The sequence below is a fragment of the Alteromonas sp. C1M14 genome (genome assembly GCF_018860965.1).
In the GTDB taxonomy this organism is placed as follows: Bacteria; Pseudomonadota; Gammaproteobacteria; order Enterobacterales; family Alteromonadaceae; genus Alteromonas.
The window spans coordinates 102596-121031 of the sequence record NZ_JAHKQF010000009.1; the positions used below are offsets into that span (position 1 = coordinate 102596).

General features: G+C 45.5%; 11 protein-coding genes. 6 read left to right on the plus strand and 5 right to left on the minus strand.

The window, feature by feature from the left end; translation table 11 throughout:
• Positions 1 to 500 precede the first annotated feature (500 nt).
• The gene (gpmA, locus tag KO501_RS08070) at positions 501 to 1247 is read left to right on the plus strand and encodes a 2,3-diphosphoglycerate-dependent phosphoglycerate mutase (RefSeq protein WP_216029147.1); all 747 of its coding nucleotides are present in this window, start codon (positions 501 to 503) and stop codon (positions 1245 to 1247) included.
• Positions 1248 to 1312: 65 nt separating this feature from the next.
• On the opposite strand, the gene KO501_RS08075 is transcribed toward gpmA, so the two are convergent.
• From KO501_RS08075 to KO501_RS08085, 3 genes are all read right to left on the minus strand, one after another.
• Positions 1313 to 2899, minus strand: a complete 1587-nt coding sequence (locus KO501_RS08075; protein ID WP_216029148.1) for a serine hydrolase — start codon at positions 2897 to 2899, stop codon at positions 1313 to 1315.
• 7 nt (positions 2900 to 2906) lie between these two features.
• A complete protein-coding gene (locus KO501_RS08080; protein ID WP_216029149.1) occupies positions 2907 to 4691 on the minus strand; it encodes a glycoside hydrolase family 3 protein in 1785 nt (594 codons plus the stop codon).
• Positions 4692 to 4968: 277 nt separating this feature from the next.
• A complete protein-coding gene (locus tag KO501_RS08085; RefSeq protein WP_216029150.1) occupies positions 4969 to 7680 on the minus strand; it encodes a TonB-dependent receptor in 2712 nt (903 codons plus the stop codon).
• A gap of 257 nt (positions 7681 to 7937) precedes the next feature.
• Between KO501_RS08085 and KO501_RS08090 the strand changes: the two genes are divergently transcribed.
• Together KO501_RS08090 and KO501_RS18470 are read left to right on the plus strand one after the other, a co-directional pair.
• On the plus strand, positions 7938 to 9137 hold the full coding sequence (locus KO501_RS08090) for an anhydro-N-acetylmuramic acid kinase (protein ID WP_216029151.1): 1200 nt from the start codon (positions 7938 to 7940) through the stop codon (positions 9135 to 9137).
• Positions 9138 to 9318: 181 nt separating this feature from the next.
• A complete protein-coding gene (locus KO501_RS18470; RefSeq protein ID WP_216029152.1) occupies positions 9319 to 10626 on the plus strand; it encodes a PAS domain-containing methyl-accepting chemotaxis protein in 1308 nt (435 codons plus the stop codon).
• 42 nt (positions 10627 to 10668) lie between these two features.
• On the opposite strand, the gene KO501_RS08100 is transcribed toward KO501_RS18470, so the two are convergent.
• The gene (locus KO501_RS08100; protein WP_252728264.1) at positions 10669 to 11793 is read right to left on the minus strand and encodes an S-(hydroxymethyl)glutathione dehydrogenase/class III alcohol dehydrogenase; all 1125 of its coding nucleotides are present in this window, start codon (positions 11791 to 11793) and stop codon (positions 10669 to 10671) included.
• A 107-nt stretch (positions 11794 to 11900) separates the two neighbouring features.
• Between KO501_RS08100 and KO501_RS08105 the strand changes: the two genes are divergently transcribed.
• On the plus strand, positions 11901 to 12770 hold the full coding sequence (locus KO501_RS08105; RefSeq protein ID WP_216029153.1) for a LysR substrate-binding domain-containing protein: 870 nt from the start codon (positions 11901 to 11903) through the stop codon (positions 12768 to 12770).
• Positions 12771 to 12906: 136 nt separating this feature from the next.
• Complete coding sequence (locus tag KO501_RS08110) at positions 12907 to 13464, plus strand: hypothetical protein (protein ID WP_216029154.1); 558 nt, start codon at positions 12907 to 12909, stop codon at positions 13462 to 13464.
• Positions 13465 to 13536: 72 nt separating this feature from the next.
• Here KO501_RS08110 and KO501_RS08115 read toward each other — a convergent pair whose 3' ends face one another.
• A complete protein-coding gene (locus tag KO501_RS08115) occupies positions 13537 to 16665 on the minus strand; it encodes a TonB-dependent receptor (RefSeq protein ID WP_216029155.1) in 3129 nt (1042 codons plus the stop codon).
• Positions 16666 to 17239: 574 nt separating this feature from the next.
• Between KO501_RS08115 and KO501_RS08120 the strand changes: the two genes are divergently transcribed.
• Positions 17240 to 18433 (plus strand): hypothetical protein, encoded by a 1194-nt coding sequence (locus KO501_RS08120; protein ID WP_216029156.1) that lies wholly within the window; start codon positions 17240 to 17242, stop codon positions 18431 to 18433.
• The last annotated feature ends 3 nt before the right edge of the window (positions 18434 to 18436 follow it).

Sequence of the window (18436 nt, forward strand, 5' to 3'; positions counted from 1 at the left end):
CGATGATATTGCTTTTTTGACCAGTGGAGACGTGCGGGTACCTCGCATCTTGTATCGATACTGCTTGGTGCTGCCAAATTTTTCAAACCTGCTGTCACTTTTCAATTTAACCGGTTTCTTATGAGCTTTCGTTACGTTTATCACGTCAAGACACATTGTTTTACACTCCCTATTTAACCTATGTCTAGGCGACTCATCGCCCACCTCTATTGTGGCTGTACTGGCATTTGTCGATTATTTACCACCACATATTCTTTCTTTTTATTCGTACAGTGCAGGACATTGCAGGATTCAGACCAACGTTTTTTTGACGTTTTATTCGCCAAGGTTTCAATACAAAACCTCGGTTATCATAAGCCCAGTCTGGTATTAGCTCTTGCTCGGCGCTGGATTTTTCGGCGCGAATAAAGGATGATAGCGACACTTTTGAATGTAAAAATGGCATAGCAGTCTGTATGCCTTACCACTTTTTGTTCAACACCAAGTCTTAGGGAACCTTTATGTATAAACTGGTACTTATCCGTCACGGCGAAAGTCAGTGGAACTTAGAAAATCGTTTCACCGGCTGGCACGATGTGGATTTGACTGACACCGGCGTAGCGCAAGCACAGAACGCAGGCAAGCTGATGAAAGATGCTGGCTTTGAGTTCGATATTGCTTACACGTCTGTACTGTTACGGGCCATCAAAACCCTTAACATTGCGCTGGAAGAAATGGGACAGCACTATTTGCCAGTACAGCGTCACTGGCGTCTGAACGAACGTCATTACGGTGCGCTCACAGGGCTAGATAAAGCTGAAACCGCTGCCAAGCACGGCGAAGATCAAGTGAAAATCTGGCGTCGAAGTTTTGACATTCCACCACCAGCGGTAGAAGAAAGCAGCGAGCATTTTCCTGGTCACGACCGTCGTTATAGCCATGTGGATGCAAGTATTTTACCTCGTGCAGAAAGCCTTAAGCTGACCATTGAACGCGTACTCCCTTACTGGCACGATGTTATTCGTCCTAGCATTCAGGATGGTAAGCGTGTGGTCATTGCGGCGCACGGTAACAGCCTACGGGCACTGGTGAAGTATCTTGATGGCATGTCTGAAGAAGAAGTGCTGGAACTGAATATTCCTACCGGTGTGCCTTTGGTGTATGAACTGGACGAAAATTTAAAGCCCATTTCAAAAGACTACCTCGGTGATCCTGCCGCCATTAAAGCGATGATGGATGCAGTAGCCAAACAAGGTAAAGCCAAATAAATTAGTTCTACGTAAAAAAAGCGCCTTTATGGCGCTTTTTTTTGGCTTTTTTCTCGGTGACAATATCACTGATTGTGAGTAACTCTCGGGGCAATAATATGTTGCTCGATGGTTTGCAGTAATGCATTCCACGCCGGTTTTACAGACGGATACGTACCTGAAGACGGTAACCCATTATGCTGTCGATTGGTCAGCATGATCACAATCAGCTCGTCCTCAGGACGAAACCAAATTTGTGTCCCAGTAAATCCGGGATGACCGTATGCGACTCGCCCCTCTCCGTCTTCGTAACGCCAAAAACCCAACCCTTGATTGGTGTCGTATGGTGTGCTCAGAAAGTCTGCCACCGTTTCAAAAGATGCCAACTGGTACTGGCCGTACCCACCACCATTAAGTAACGTCTGACAATAGATGGCTAAATCACGCACCGTGGAAAACAAACCTGCATGCCCTGCGACTCCCTCTAGTCCGTACCAAGCGTTGCCATCATTGGCCTCGCCCACTAAGGTGTAATTGCGATAACCTATAAAGGTATCGGTCATGGGAGGATCCGACAAGATAGGATACGGTTCGGCATTTGCGACCATCCCCTGTTCGTAGGGGTTGCCATGAGAGGTAGCCGCTATACGATCCCGCCACGAAACTGGCGGTTTATAGGTAGTTCCATCCATACCAAGGGGTGCAAAGATGGCGCGCTTTACATATTCATCCTGCTTTACGCCCGTTACCTGCTCAACGATTTGCCCCAACAACATAAAACCAATATCTGAATAGGCCCGTTTTTCGCCGATATCATAGCGTCGTGGTAACGCCGCCAAATAAGCAAACACCGATTCTCGACTGTGCTTTTTGTGCAGCCACGTAGGTTGCCATTGCCACAAACCTGCACGGTGGGTCAGTAGTTGCTGTACCGTTATGCTGGCCTTATCGGTGTCGGCCATGGTAGGTATTAATTCGCCAAGGGTACTTTGTAAGCTTATTTTGCGTTCACTGACCAAATGCATAATGGCCGCGGTGGTACTCACGACTTTTGTCACCGAGGCGAGGTCAAATACCGTATCTGCGTCAGTTTTTAGCGGCGAAGCTAATACTTTCATACTTTTATCGCCCAGCAACTTGTATTGCTGCATTCCTTGGCCTTCGGCAAAAAGGATCTCGCCTTTTTGTGCCACTAGCACCGCAGCTCCAGGAAACAGTGAAGTATTAGGGTCGGTGCCAATGTATGGCTGTAAAGCATGTCGTATTAACCCCATTTGCGCAGTGGACAATCGATGTTCTTGGCTTGCCGGTTGTAAGGTAGGGTAATCCACCGACACCACTAGGCTGCCTTTTTGTAGGGACATTTCCAAGGCGTTGTCGCCTTCCTTTACTGCCGACTTGTCAGTTAAAATGAGCTGTCCGTTGCCATCGGGGTCGAGGGTTCCGTCAAACACCACTTCATCATTAATCGCAATACGTGCTTCGCTTTTAGCGAGGGGCTTAATTCGTAACGTCACCCGTTTTTGTGGCACGTTAAAATGCCCCGTTACCTCGCCACTATCTGATTCAGCGCGTAATACCAACTGTCCTTGCATGTCATCGGCAAATGCGGGCAACATGGCAAAGGTACTTAATGCTGTGGCCTGCACCACGTTTCGAACCCATTTCATCATGACTAACTTAGTATTGTTCACGTTCATCTAAAGAGACAGGCACCGTGCCTGTAGGTTCAAGCATACCGACAAATACCCGGGTTAAACTGTCTATGGCAACACCTGTATAGGGGCTGTCTTCCTCTTCGCTTAAGGCATACACATTGGCGTTGTAGGTGACCAACACCGCATCACTGCGTTTATCCAAACGAGCGCTATCATAAGGCATGCGCAAATACACTAAGATACGCTGTTTCCCGGCTTCTTTGGCATCCTCTAACAGTGCAGGCAGCATATTCTGTGCTTGTTCAAAATTTAAGATCTGCTCTGCGTTTTCATCCATATCTTCCATTCCGCCTAGCTCTACCAAGCTAGGTGCTGGCGTCATACTGCCTAACACCACCGTATCAGCCTGCGCCATTGCACTTTGTAACGACGTTTCACTTACCTGTTGTAAGCTTAAGCAATTCACTGTTTGCTGTGGGCGATATAAAGCAAAATGATATGTGAGCGCATCACATAAGTGGGCCTCTGGCATCAGCATTAACACGTTGTCTTGGGGAGATACCATGTAATCTTGACGCTTACCTTTAAGGCGAGTAATGGCTTCATCTGCAACCCGCTGTGCTTGTTGCTTATTCTCCACCAAGCCCCCTTGCAAAAGTGCGGGGGTCGGTGCAGACCAAGAGGCCAGATGGTATTGTTGTTTTGTGGCACGAATACGCGCAGCCGACGCGGCAATTGCATTTCTGTCTAGCTCGCCGCTTTTTACTTTCTCTACCAAGGTATCTAACAGGGTATTATAGCGACGAATATCGGCTTTTGAATGCACCGGTAAGGGCATCACGACCATGTCACTACCTGCCGCAAAAGTGGCCGCTACGGCATCGGTTTGATCGAAGAACTTAGCAATACCCGCCATATTCATAGCGTCAGTAACAATAAGCCCCTTAAAGCCCAGTTCATCACGCAAAATTCCTGTAAGAATTTTTTTCGATAAGGTGGCTGGCTTAATCTGATCCCGACCGGCTTTGTCCTTTAAGGTACTGCTATCAAGTTGGGGATATTGAATATGCGCGGTCATCACAAGAGCCGGTGATGACTGCGCTATAATTTTCTTGAACGGGTAAAGATCGATGGCATCAATGGTGGCTCTATCGTGATCCACCACTGGCAGTGCCAAATGGCTGTCGGTGTGGGTATCCCCATGACCAGGAAAATGCTTCAAGGTGCCAAGCACCCCTTCATTTTGCATCGCCGTAAGTTGTGCTTCGCCCAGTTGTGCCACTTGTGACGGAGTTTGCCCAAACGCACGAACATTGATTACCGGGTTGGCCAAGTTCGCATTCACATCCACGTCTGGTGCAAAGTTGGTATTAATACCTAGCGCCTTAAGTTCACGGGCAATAATTTTACCGCTTATGGTCGCGTACTGGGTACCGGATTTCTCCCAAGTGGCGCCAATGGCCATATTACCTGGGAAATCTGTGGTGAACATTCGTGGCGTTCTAAATACACGACCGCCTTCCTGATCAATACCTATTAGCAAAGGCTGTCCGGCGTCTGCAGACATAGCCGCTTGTTGTAGATCTGTGGTTAACCGCGTAATTTGGTCAGGATAAGCAAGGTTTTCACTAAACAAGATCACCCCACCAAGCCCTGAATCGGTGATCAAGTCTGACAGTTCAGGCGGTAGTTGTGTCATGGGAGTACGACAACGCTCGGTGTCTTGTTCGCAGAAGTAGCGAAAATCGAGCATGATTTTTTGCGCGAGATCCCGGCGAATTTGCGCTGTCTCAGGATCCGGTGTCATAGCGCAACCATTTATTACTTGAAGGCCGCTTAAGCATATTACGAACTGCAACAACCGTCTGCCCGAAACTAATTTAGCAATCATAAAGCGCCTCTATCATTAAATTTTTTATCCCGCTTATAAATCATACAATGTAATTTAATATTATTAATTCACGGTATATCTGATTAATCCACACATCATAGGTGTGTTGTAAAGTTAACGTACCATTGTTTTTACAACAATGCGGCCGTAAAAACGACCGCATGCTGTTTATTGCGACTACACTGGTAAAACGTTACAGAGTAGGCGTGTATCTCATTGATACGCCAATGGAACGTCCAACCACATCGTAACCACTTACCGTGTTATAGCGGGTTGCACCGGCCTCGGGTACAGGTGCCTCTTTGTTAAAGAGGTTATCGATACCCGCTCCCACATTTAGGCTATCGCTTACTTGCCAGGAAGCCGCCACATCAATGTAATTTTGTGCAGCAATGGACACGCTGGGGTCACTGGCATATACCACATCACCAATACGACGCCAGCTAACCTGCATATTTACATCTTCTAACGCCCAGCCAAAGCTCATGCGATGTTTGTAATCAGCTTGCAATGAACTGGCATAGTCGCCGGTACAAGCCGTACCATAAGTACCTTTACAATCTTCTACCGGTAACGTGGGATCTAGCTGTTTTTCCGCCAAGGTGACAATATTCGCAGAATAATTAAAGCTGAATTCGCCCCCGATGCTTTGCGGCGCTGCAAATTTATATTGCGCTGTTACATCCACGCCTTCTTGTGCAAAACTCGATACATTAAAGTCATTCACCAAAGCGGTAGTGATAAAGCCGGTTTCTGGATCTCGCAAAACGGCATCACATAACGGGTTACCAGCAACAGGATTATCGATATAGCAGCTTTGTAAGGCAGCGGCTGGTTGAATAACCCAAATCGCATCATCAATTTCAATTTGATACCAATCTACCGTAAGGTCGAAACCTTCGATATATTCTGGCGTATAAACCACGCCAATGGTGGTGGAATCTGCTTTTTCTGGACGAATGTTTGGGTTACCGCCATAGGTATACTGAGCTGAGGAAGAATCCCACTCAGTTCCCACCGCAGGAGCACCTAAACGTGCACACTGATCGGCATCACCTGTACCTAGCAAGCAAGGATCACCTTCAAAACGGCCGGCTAAACTACTAATAAATTGGTCACTGTATGGGTCAAACAACGCTAATGACAACCCAGATACCGGCCCGGCAAATTCACCTAAGTTGGGCGCACGGAAGGCAGATTGACGGGTCCAACGAACGCGCCAATCATCGTTGACTGTCCAGTTGAGGCCCAGTTTATGGGTATCGTCTGCGTCGGTATTTGAATAGCTAGATACCCGGTATGCCCCTTCAAAATCTAAAGATTGAATGAAAGGCTTATCCACCAATAACGGTACTAATACTTCCAAATACGCTTCTTTACTGTAGAAACTGGCATCAATACTGACTGAACTACTTGATGAATAGGTCGTACCTAAACTAAAGGCATCACCAGGTCTTTGTACACCAGCTTCTCGGCGGTATTCATAGCCAACAGCATAGCTTATCGGCCCTGCTGGCAGTTCAAACAGGGGGGTAGATTCACCAGAGAGGGTGATTGCGGCTACATTTTGCGTACGCTCACGGGTATGGTAAGTCAGCGTGGTTTCAAGATCCGTTAATGATACTGACGGGTCGAATAAGTTCACGCTATTGGCAATTCCAGCAAAGCTGCTGGTACCACTGCTGGTCGTTTCGTAACCGGAGTTATAGACCGTATCGGTTTCGTCGGTTTTGCCATGCTGGAAGTAACCATCGTAACGGAGATAATCGGTAATATCACCGCGAAACCCTACTTGGAATTGGAAACGGTCTCGGTCGGTCTTCGTTTTTTGTAATCCCAAACCTAGGTTGCGCTCTACATTGACCACGGCCTCACCGTTGGCATCAAAGGTAAGCTGGTCGGCAATTTCATCGGTTAAATACGGATTGTCTGCGGTTAGGGTGACTTCTTCATTCACTGAGATTGGCGTTTGCCCCACACTGCCTGAAGACCACACTTCCATTTGCGAATAAAGGGCGCGGCCGTACATGGTCACATTGTCGTGTAGATCCACATCCCAGAATAAGCCAGTAGATTTACGTGTCATCGGTGAAACCAAATACCGACCAGCAGTAGAATCTACGGTGTTTTTATCTTCCGTAAGCGCCCCGCTATCATCAATACCAAAACTGTTTCCTGATGCTACATCGGTGTAATACCCTCCGGTATTGACAACCTCTGTATTATTTTCCATGGCAAAAGCCCGATCGCCAGCCAATAACGCCTGACGGTCCGAATAGCTAACAAACCCGGTTAGGTGGCCTTTGCCATCCATAATATCGCCACCAAAAATGGCTTCGGCATTAAACTGTTCAGCGCCATCTTCTGGCATCTCATAACTAGTAGAAAATTCCACACCATCAAAATCATCATTCATGATGAAATTAACCACACCAGACACCGCATCGGCACCGTAAACGGCGGCTGCGCCACCGGTAAGCACATCCACTCGCTTAATCAAGCCCGCAGGGATGGCATTGACATCCACAGCATTACGAAACCCAAAAGGAACAGCACGAGTACCGTCAAGCAATACAAGTGTGCGGTTTTGGCCCAATGCGCGTAAATCAATTGTGGTAGCTGAGCCGCCACTGGCGCCGCTGCTAGGTGCTTGAGGTAACTTGAATATGATATCTTCTACATTCACCGCGCGGTCGAGCTGTAGTTGAAATTCTTCTACAGAAGTCACAGGACTTGTAGAAACCACTTCTGCACGAGGAATGCGTGAACCTGTTACATTGACAACTTCAACGTCGTCTTCAGAAGTGCTCTGGGCTGCGCCGGTTGCGGATAATAGTGCTAATTGAACAGCGAATGCCGCTTTTGTAAAACTGCGTACAGAAGAGTGTTTACTATGGCGTTGCATAATATCTCCAATTGAGTGATGAGAAAAATGTAATTCCGCCAGTGCAAGTGCCAGGACCACTTTCAGGAAGAATAAATACCAGTATGACTAAGTATGTTGTTATTATCGTCATAATGTAACAATTTTTTATAACAAATGAACATTTATTTCAAGAATAATTTATTTTATCGTGGTAAATTTACGGTTTGAATGATTACCCTAGACTGGCCGACCACCAGTTGTCGGTTCAAAGATTCAGTGAGAGTGTGATTTATCCCATGAATAGCTATATCGAGAAACTTTATACCGCCTGCCAGAAACCCAGTCGTCGTATTCTTGGCTTAATGAGTGGGACGTCCTTAGATGGCCTAGATATCGCGCTATGCCATATAAGTGGATATGGAAAAAACACCGCGGCCACCGTTGAACGTTTTGTCACCGTGCCTTACACCGCTCAGTTTCAAGCTGCCATTCGAGATATATTTGCCAAGCGAACGGTAGATCTACAGGAAGTGACTTTGCTGAATGGCTACGTGGGCGAATATCATGGCCAACTGATCAACCAAACCCTGCAAGCATGGCAAGTGGATCCTCAAGACATTGATTGCATAGCGAGCCATGGCCAAACTATTTTTCATTGCCCACAAGAGCAACACGGTTTACCGAATTACGGTAACGGCACACTACAAATTGGCGATGGCGATCGGTTAGCGACCTCCACCGGTATTCTTACCTTTTCTGATTTTCGCCAAAAGCACATTGCCGCAGGCGGAGAAGGTGCCCCCTTAGCCGTTTACGGTGATTACCTCGTGTTTTCTTCGTTACAAGAAAACCGTATTTTGCTCAATATGGGCGGGATTGCTAATTTCACCTGGTTACCCGCTTCTGATAATGCTGAAGAGGTTTTTAGTACCGATGTAGGCCCGGGAAACACGATTATTGATGCCTTCGTGGCTCAGCATTTCAGCCATCTACGTTTTGATAAAGACGGACTGCTGGCCGCAGCAGGCTCGGTAAATACTGCACTTTTAAATGCCTTACTAGATCACGACTTTTTCACCTATTCAGTGCCTAAAACCACCGGCCCCGAAGTCTTTAACTTAGCGTATTTGAACCACGCTAGGCGAACAAGTAACACCCTATCGATCAGCAACCTAGACGTCATTGCTACGCTTACCGCTTTTAGTGCCCGAGTGATTGTTGATAGTATCCAACAAACTCTAGGAAATGAGATGTCTGCGACGGTTTATGCCAGCGGCGGCGGCGTGCATAATCCGGTGCTAATGGACGGGATTGCTCAGGCCTTACCGGCCAAGATAGAGTTAAAAAATCTGGCCACGATTGGTATTAACCCTGATGCAAAAGAAGCATTATTATTTGCCATCCTCGCCAACGAAACCTTAGGCGGGACGCCTTGTTTTAACGGCAACAAATACGCAATTCCAAATACGACAATGGGCAAAATAAGCCTACCCTAAAAGCGGGTTAACCTCTCTCTTTTTTGTCTTGTGGCCGCGTAAAGTAAAATCAGTGACACGACACAAGTGCTTAAATTTAAGTGTTTTAAGGGGTGCAAAATTAAACTATTGGATTAGCGCTTTTTCGCCAGATTTAAGTATTATTTAATTATATTTTAATAATAATTTATGAGCCATTATTATGTTTGTTTCACAATCGGTGTATAAGCGCGATATCCGCCAGTTAAAAGACGAGATTCATCACTATCAAGCTTTCATCAATGCAATAAAACGTAATAATCCTTGCGTCGTATTTACCCCAGACGGTCATGTCACCGAAGCAAATCAGCCCTTTGCGGACATATTCGGCTTATCGTCACAAGATATTGTTGGCCAGCATCACAGCACCTTATGTTTTCCCGAACTTGTAGAAACCCCTGCCTACCGTCAGTTTTGGCGGGATCTTGCTCAAGGTCACGCCCAAACAGGACAATTTCAGCGCAGACACAGTAACGGCTCGGATGTGTGGCTGGAGGCCAGTTACGAACCAGTGCTTGATGCCCATGGAAATGTTACCGCAATCATGAAACTGGCGTGTGATATTACTGCCGAAAAAGATCAAGCCGAGCGGGCACAAGCCATAGCCAGTGCACTAGATCGCTCGATGGCCGTTATCGAATTTGAGCCCGATGGTACAATTATCACCGCCAACGATAACTTTCTTACTGCCATAGGATATACCTTAAACGACATTCAAAATAAGCATCACCGCATGTTCTGTTTCGATGATTTTTACATAGATAATCCTAATTTTTGGGAATTTCTAGCCGCCGGTAATTTTCAATCCGGTCAGTTTAAACGCCGACACGCAAACGGAGACACCCTGTGGTTAGAAGCGACGTACAATCCGATTTTCACTGCCGATGGAAAGGTTCGCAAAATTGTAAAATTTGCTGCCGACATCACCGCAAAGGTAGTAGAACAACAAGGCATAGCCAGTGCCTCTGAACATGCGGTGTCTATTTCAGAGGAAACATCGCAAATTGCTTTACAGGGCACAGAATCGCTTAACCAGTCGGTTAGTGTATTTCATGACACGCTGCTAGAGGTGGATCAGGCGAATGTGCTTATTGAGCAACTCACCTCGCAATCTGCCAATATTGAATCCATTGTGTCGACCATTCGCAGTATTGCTGATCAAACAAACTTACTCGCCTTAAACGCCGCCATCGAAGCGGCCCGTGCCGGTGACCAAGGCAGAGGGTTCGCAGTTGTTGCCGACGAAGTACGACAACTGGCAAAACGTACCAGTGATTCTACGGTAGAAATAGAAGCGGTAGTGACAGAAAACAAAGGACTGGCGCAGCAGGCCAGTGACAAAATGACAGAAGTAAAAAGCAAGGTAGATAAAAATGCCGAGCAGATAGAAGGCGTACAAGCTGTCATGGATGAAATTCATCAAGGTGCGGTCAGCGTAACCGAAAATGTATCACGCATTATGAACCGATAAAAAAACCGGGAACAAGCCCGGTTTTTTGCTCAGTGAACCCATTTAGGCCATGTGAACAACACTTCGTATGCTTTTTCCTTCATGCATAAGATCGAACGCCTCATTTACCGACTCTAATGGCATAGTGTGGGTAATAAAGTCATTGAGTTTAAATTCTCCCGCCATATAGCGTTCAACGTAGTCGGGTAATTCTGAACGCCCTTTTACGCCACCAAAGGCAGTACCACGCCATACTCGTCCAGTAACCAATTGAAATGGGCGGGTGGAAATTTCTTGTCCGGCTCCTGCCACCCCAATGATCACGGATTCGCCCCAGCCTTTATGACAACATTCTAAGGCCGAACGCATCACGTTCACATTGCCAATGCATTCAAAGGAAAAGTCCACGCCGCCGTCCGTCATATCAACAACGACCTCTTGAATAGGTTTGTCGAATGCTTTGGGATTCACACAATCCGTTGCGCCTAACTTTTTCGCCAAATCGAATTTACTTTCGTTGATATCAATGGCGATAATGCGTCCCGCTTTCGCCATGCTCGCACCGATAATAGCCGATAACCCAATACCGCCCAGTCCGAAAATAGCCACGGTGTCGCCTTCTTGCACTTTGGCCGTATTCATCACTGCGCCCATGCCTGTGGTCACACCACAACCTAGCAAACACACTTCTTCTAACGGTGCCTCAGGATTAATTTTTGCCAAGGAGATTTCAGGGAGCACGGTATACTCAGAAAACGTGGAGGTTCCCATATAATGATAAATGGGTTTACCATTAATACTAAAACGGGAGGTGCCATCAGGCATCAAGCCTTTACCTTGGGTTTCACGAATTTTCTGGCAAAGGTTCGTTTTTCCTGACAAACAAAACTTACATTCCCCACATTCTGGCGTATATAAGGGAATGACATGGTCACCCACTTGTACACTGGTTACACCTTCGCCTACCGATTCCACAATACCACCGCCTTCATGGCCTAAAATAGCCGGAAAAACACCTTCAGGATCTTCACCTGACAACGTGAAAGCATCGGTATGGCATACACCAGTGGCGAGGATTTTTATTCTGACTTCTCCTGCCTTAGGTGGCGCAACCTGCACTTCTTCTATGGACAAAGGCGCTTTCGCTTCCCACGCCACCGCCGCTTTACATGTAATAACCTCAGCCATAAAAATCTCCTACTTTGAATATTCACCTATTGTAACCTACTCCATAAATGTAACAATACAAGCATATTGAAAATCACTTTTTCATAAATGCAACAATAGGTAACAAGATGAATTTGGACGGCATTGTGGAATTTGTCACTGTGACGGATCAACGCAGCTTTACCCTCGCCGGTAAGGTATTAGGTATTTCCACGGCAAAAGTAAGCCGCAAGGTCACCGCACTCGAGCGCCGGTTAGAGACAAAACTGCTAAATCGCACCACTCGGGTTGTGACACCCACAGACATGGGCCAACAGTTTTATCACCAATGCCGTCATATGCTAGACCAATTAGGTGATGCCGAACGACAGATCAGTGCACAGCAACATACACCTTCGGGAAAATTAACACTCACGGCCCCTGTCACCTTTGGTGAGCGAATAGTCGCGCCTATCATCAATACCTTTTTAATCGAAAACCCCCGTATTGAAGTGTCACTAAATTTAACCAATCAAGTATTAGATTTAGTGCAGGACAACTATGACCTTGCCATCCGCCTGGGCGACTTAGAAAACTCTTCACTACGGGCTCGTCGACTGGGTGCACGGACCTTATACACCTGTGCATCTGCAGCCTATTTTGAACAGTACGGCAAACCCACTACCATCAGTGAACTTAAGCAACATCAATGTATCGCCGGCACGTCCTCTCATTGGCAGTTTACACTTCATGGCAAGCAAACCCCATTGCGGGTTCATCCTCGATTACGCTGTAACAGCGGCATCGCCATCCGTGATGCGGCCCGCAAAGGATTAGGCATTGTCCAATTACCGGATTATTACGTCAGTGAGGACATCAAAAAGGGGGTATTAGATGTAGTCTTAGAAAGCTATCAAATAGAAGATGACGGGATATGGGCGGTTTACCCACAGACTCGGCATATTTCTACAAAAGTCCGGCTGTTGCTGGATTATCTCGTCAAAAAGCTGTATTTATAACAACTATTGATAAGGCTGGTTTGCGCCATTTTTCTAACTTCCCAGCCCATTAGTTTAATGGCCACATACCCATAGGTAATAACCTCAACGCCATCAATAACGGATTTCGAACTGCTATGAATATAAGGGATGTAAGATGAAAAAGTTGCTGTTAATTGCCTCACTGTTATTTTCTTTTAATGCCGCCGCGCTTGATGAGTACGGTACCTTGGATGAAGGTATACGCACGTTAATCACCAGTGTGGTGAGCGAATTAAAACTGTCAAACGACAATGACACAAAAATGAAAATTTACAATGCCATTAGTTTCGTTTTTACCGATGATAATGAGTGGAGCAGTTACTGGATTGGCTATGGCGACACCGGCAACTCACGGATTAAAAGCGACGAAATTACCTATATAGAGCAGTTTATTAATACCTCTGATAAGGGCATGTTCTTTCTGACATTTGTGTACGACAAAAAAGTCGATCAGTTGCTACTTAGCAGTAAACAGATACGCCATGGTACAGATAAAGAAGTACTCGGTGTTTTTTCTGAAACCAAAAACAACACCTCCGATTATGAATTGATTCACGAAAGAGATAACTTCGCCATGACGCAAAAATCGGGCTATGTGGATTTTGCCGGCTTCTCTGTAATGGACGGTACGGGGTCAATCGTTTATTTTGACCAAATAGTTATCGATCTATAACCGGCTTTTTGAGGTAAAAAAAAACCAGCGATAAACGCTGGTTTTTTTATCTGTAGAATGTAAATACGTCTTTTAGAAAGTGTATTTAACACCAACCTTTATGCGCCAAGCTGAAGCTTCTTCATCAAAGCTGTCATAATTACTGGTGTTTGTGCCGCCGTAGGCTTCATACAATACATATTGACCTTCATCGTTAACATCAAAGTCATACAATATTGCCTGAGGATAGGTCATCTCGTACACATTGCCCCAATCGCTGTTTAGCAGGTTAGCGAAGTTGTCAATGTTCAGGTAAACCTTACCTTTATGACCTTCAACAAAACCTGGGATTTCCTGAGATATGGACAAGTCCACCGTGGTGATCCAAGGTTGTGTTTGGGTATATTTACCCGCATAACCACCGGCAGACGCTGCAATACCCGCTTCTTCAGCAATGGCCATGATTTCGTCATAGCTTAAGCCTGCATCGAAATCAAAGGCCGCATCACTGCTGCTAGATGGCAAGTAAGGCAAGTAAACATCTGCATCATCGAATTCAGCTTGATCGCCGAAATCATCATCCTGATAAGCGCCCAGCACCCATGAGAAAGGACGACCAGAGCGACGCTCGAAGTACAAATCAAAGGTGGTGTTATAGCCTGCAAAGAACTGATGGGTATAACCAAGGTTCATGACTAAACGGTGTTCAATCTCGTAGTATGCGGTACCGACCAACGGATCATTACGGTTAACCGTAACTTCGTACTGATAGTTTGATTCCGCCGTTGAACTGGTGCCTGGATTCGCTTCTGTAATATCCTGATGGGTATAGGATGCATTGAAACGGAATCCATTGTCCCACTGCTTGCTTAGCGCAGAAGTAAACAAGATACTACGGCCACCGTCATCAGAGTTAGTTAACTGAATATCATAGTTACCATCGTATTCAGTACCGTCATAAACGTTATCCCAGATGGTACGTCCTTCAACAGTAGTGTTGCCATTGTCTACACGAGATAAGTCTACCCAATATGCGGCATCCTTACGGTCAACGTAGGTGAGTTCGTTTGTCCAAGCAAAGTTCTCACCCAACCCAGGTACGTCAAACACATAGTCAACACCAATCTGATAACGCCAATCAGAAGGCAATTCAAAATCCGGATCGATAGAGTTGGTGCTACCCGCGCCTTGCATTAGCGCCGCTTGAGCCGACTCGGGAATAGAGGTGAAGTCCACCGCACTGGCATCAAGGGAAGAGAATGCCACCGAGTCATTTGTTACACCATCAGTGGTGTAAGCATTAGAGATCCACACCAATGGCATACCGCCATAGAAGCGACCAATACCACCGCGTACGGTAACATCATCAGACACTGCCCAGTCGAAACTGACACGAGGTAACAGGATATCGAAACCATCTAAGTTTTCAGTGTTTGAGAAACCGTAGGTGTCTAGGAAATTACTATTTTCCGCAGGTGAATCATCCACCAACAGATATTCATAACGTAATCCACCGGTAACCGTGAAGTTATCGAACAGTTCGTAAGTGGCATCACCATAAAACGCAAAAGAAGTACTAGAAACATCGTACGCTAAATCTTGTACATCGTTAGTGTAGGCGTTTGAATATTCGAAGTAAGAGATGTTTTTGTCTTCAAAGTCATCCAAATCATCGAAGTACCAGGTACCTAAAGAATCACGTCCATACAGGTTATAGTTCCATGTATTTTCGATTTCTGTACCGAATTTATATTCAACATCACCGGCCAAATACGTGGCGTGAACCGCAAAATTCCATACTTCATTTTTCAGTACGTTGGCGTGACGGTTCTCGTCAGTACCTGCCACAATCGAGTAGCCGCTATCGGTACCTGCACCAGTATCGATATTGATTTCACCCCAATCTGATGCGGTTACTGACTCCTGAGAAAACTCTTTATAAGACAAACTGACTTCTGTTTGGAAGTCAGCAGTCCAGTCGGAGTAAACGTGGGCGGTGTAGTAAGTATTATCTTGGGCTTTTGTCCAGGTATTCGACGTTAAATAAATCACATCTGCGTTATCGTTAAATACTTGGGCAGACGTATTTTCTTGGTGACTATAGGTAAAGTCTGCACGGTGATCATTATTGATGTTCCAATCCAATTTGATCAGAATTTTTTCATCTTCATCCGGTGCAGAACCGGTGGCAATTGAATCTTCTAATCCATAGGTGTTGGCCAGAATGCTGATTGCATCGTTGGCAGCAGTCACCAATTCTTCGTCATAGATATCTTCGTTATATGTGGTGCCGGCTTCTTCTTCCCACTTCTCGTAAGAACCAAAGAAGAACAACTTATCTTTGATAAGCGGACCACCAACAGTAAACCCATAGGTGGTTTCGTTGTTGTCCAAATCATAAGTTGTATTATTCAGCTTTTTGTCTTTTGCGGTGCCAACGAATGGGGTTTCTTCGTAGAACATGCTACCGTGAAACTCGTTGGTACCAGACTTGGTTACCACATTCACATTACCCCCGCCGAACTTACCCGCACGGGCGGTAAAAGGCGTAAACTCCACAGAGATTTGGCTAATTGCGTCTAATGAAACCGGTGAGCGGGAAGTAGGATAACCATTATCTTGCAAACCGAAAGTATCGTTAACACCAACACCATCTACGGTAAACGTATTATATTTAGGGTTGCTACCTGCAATACTCAGTTCTTCACCATCGGCACTAACCACCGCCAACGGGTTGTTTCTCACCAACTCTTTTACGTCACGGTTAAAGGTTGGCGCATTTTGAATTTTCGATTCATCAAAAACAGAATTTGAACCATTATTAGAGAAGAAATCACGGGTACCTGTTACGGTAATGCGTTCCACATCAGATAAAGATTCTAATTTCGCATCAAGTTCAAAGGTATTATTGAGATCTAAAAATACGTCTTCAATAATACGGCTTTGGAACTTATTAGACTCTACGACTATCATATAAGGACCACCAACACGTAAACCACGTGCTGAGAAAAGGCCATCTTCGTTGACCTCAACCTCTTTAACCGTACCGGAAGGCTGGTGAATGATGGTAATCTTACTGCCTGCTGCAGGATTTCCCATAGGCCCTACAATGGACCCTCGCATAGCGGATGATTGCCCCGTCGCAGCTACTGCACTGGTCGCGAGACCAATAGAGAGCGCCACAGCCATCGCAATGCGGCTGATCTGCCTGTTCGTTTTCATGTTTCTCTCCCTTAAGAGTATTTGCCATTAGACACACCCAAAACAATCTCTAAATGTTTACGCTTTTATGGTGTGGCGTGGTGTTTTTATGCGTCGAGATTGTTCTCTTTTTATATTGCATTTTTATGACGCGAACGGGTATACACCCTTACATAACTTTATGTATTCTTTACACATCCTTTGCAATAGTTGACTAAATGGACGAATTACAAGCCAAAATACTCTTGTGACTCTATTCCCTGATGGATGGTTGAACAGATTTGTCCGCTTAGTGACCGCAAGCATAATAATTGACGATTTTTCTTAGGTTTCATCCTTTACTGATTTTTTACATGAAATAAGTCACTAAAAGCCCTTAACCCATTTCCTTATTTTCATTTCTCTGCTATTTTCCGAATAAAAACTAACGTGTTGTTATATATAAAGAAATAAGCCAAAAGGCGATAACTCTATTAGTAATTTTCTTATGTGACCTACTCGCAATTCACCTCCCCCTTTCGATTTTCCTAGGGATGGTTTCGACGGTCAGCACAGAACATATGAAAAATAAACACAACTTGGAGTAAAGCAAAAAGTGAAAAGATCAATGATATTGGCAGGAATTGCCGTCACCCTAATGGGTTGCGGTGGAGGTTCAGAAGAAGCCAGCAGCGTAGAGTCCGTAGCAGGCAGCTTTAAATTCAGCGCCGACACCGGCGTGTATTATTCACCGGATTACAATGGTGTTTATGATGCCGAATATTTAGGCGAGGAAGCCTTGCCATGTGAAGAAAACCGCACCCAATATTATGAAACGGAAAACGTTTATGTTTTTGGCAATCCAGACTTACCTGACTCGGATTTTGAAACGGCCGCGAACTGGGTGGAAAGTTACTTTCAAGATGCACTTGATGTGATGGGTATTACCAAGGAAGAATTCTACGCAGAACGCACCCATGCCCGCTTTTTTGCACGAAACCATTTCCTTGAAGATCTAGTAGATCTGAAGGATGATCCTTCATCATCATTTGGAGAATTCACACTCCCCACGGACATACTCGAAACCCGTGACACGGAGGATTTTAACTTTAACCTGTATGAATGGGCGGTTACCCTTGCCACCTACACCGACGCGCAAACGGTCATGGATACCGTGATCGAAGAAGCGAACGACTTCGACGAATATTCCTCCTTAAATATAGACGATAAAATTTATGTCTGTTTGCACGAAGGCGTAAACGATAATTATTGGGGGGAAGGAACCTATGCGGGGATCGTCATTGCGGCACCATCGGTTAACCCCCCTTCCGACGCCAGCGAACTTATCACCCACGAATTAATTCATACCATACAACTTGTTTTCACCATGGATGCCACCCTAGTCCAACCCCTTCCTAGATGGTGGTTAGAAGGTCAGGCTACGTATTTAAGCGGTATGGGCACAGTGGCGAAAAACAAGCACGATGAGTATGACCCTACCCTTGTGATCTACAGCTTTGATGAAACATACGTTGATGATGCCTACGGCCACTACGCCCTAGCTTATCAATATTTAGAAGAAGCAAACGGAAGAGAAACCTTGGTGAACTTCATGTCTGAATTAAAAGCGCTGGTGACCAATATATATTCAGATGAGAATCCTGAGGATATTGAGGAATATTTGGCCACTGAAGATTATCAGTTTACCAATTTATTTAACGCCACCATGGTAGACATGGACGGTAACCCTTTAACCGTAGAGCAATGGCGGAATAACTACCATTCCTATATTGAAGATTGGTCAAATTAACAC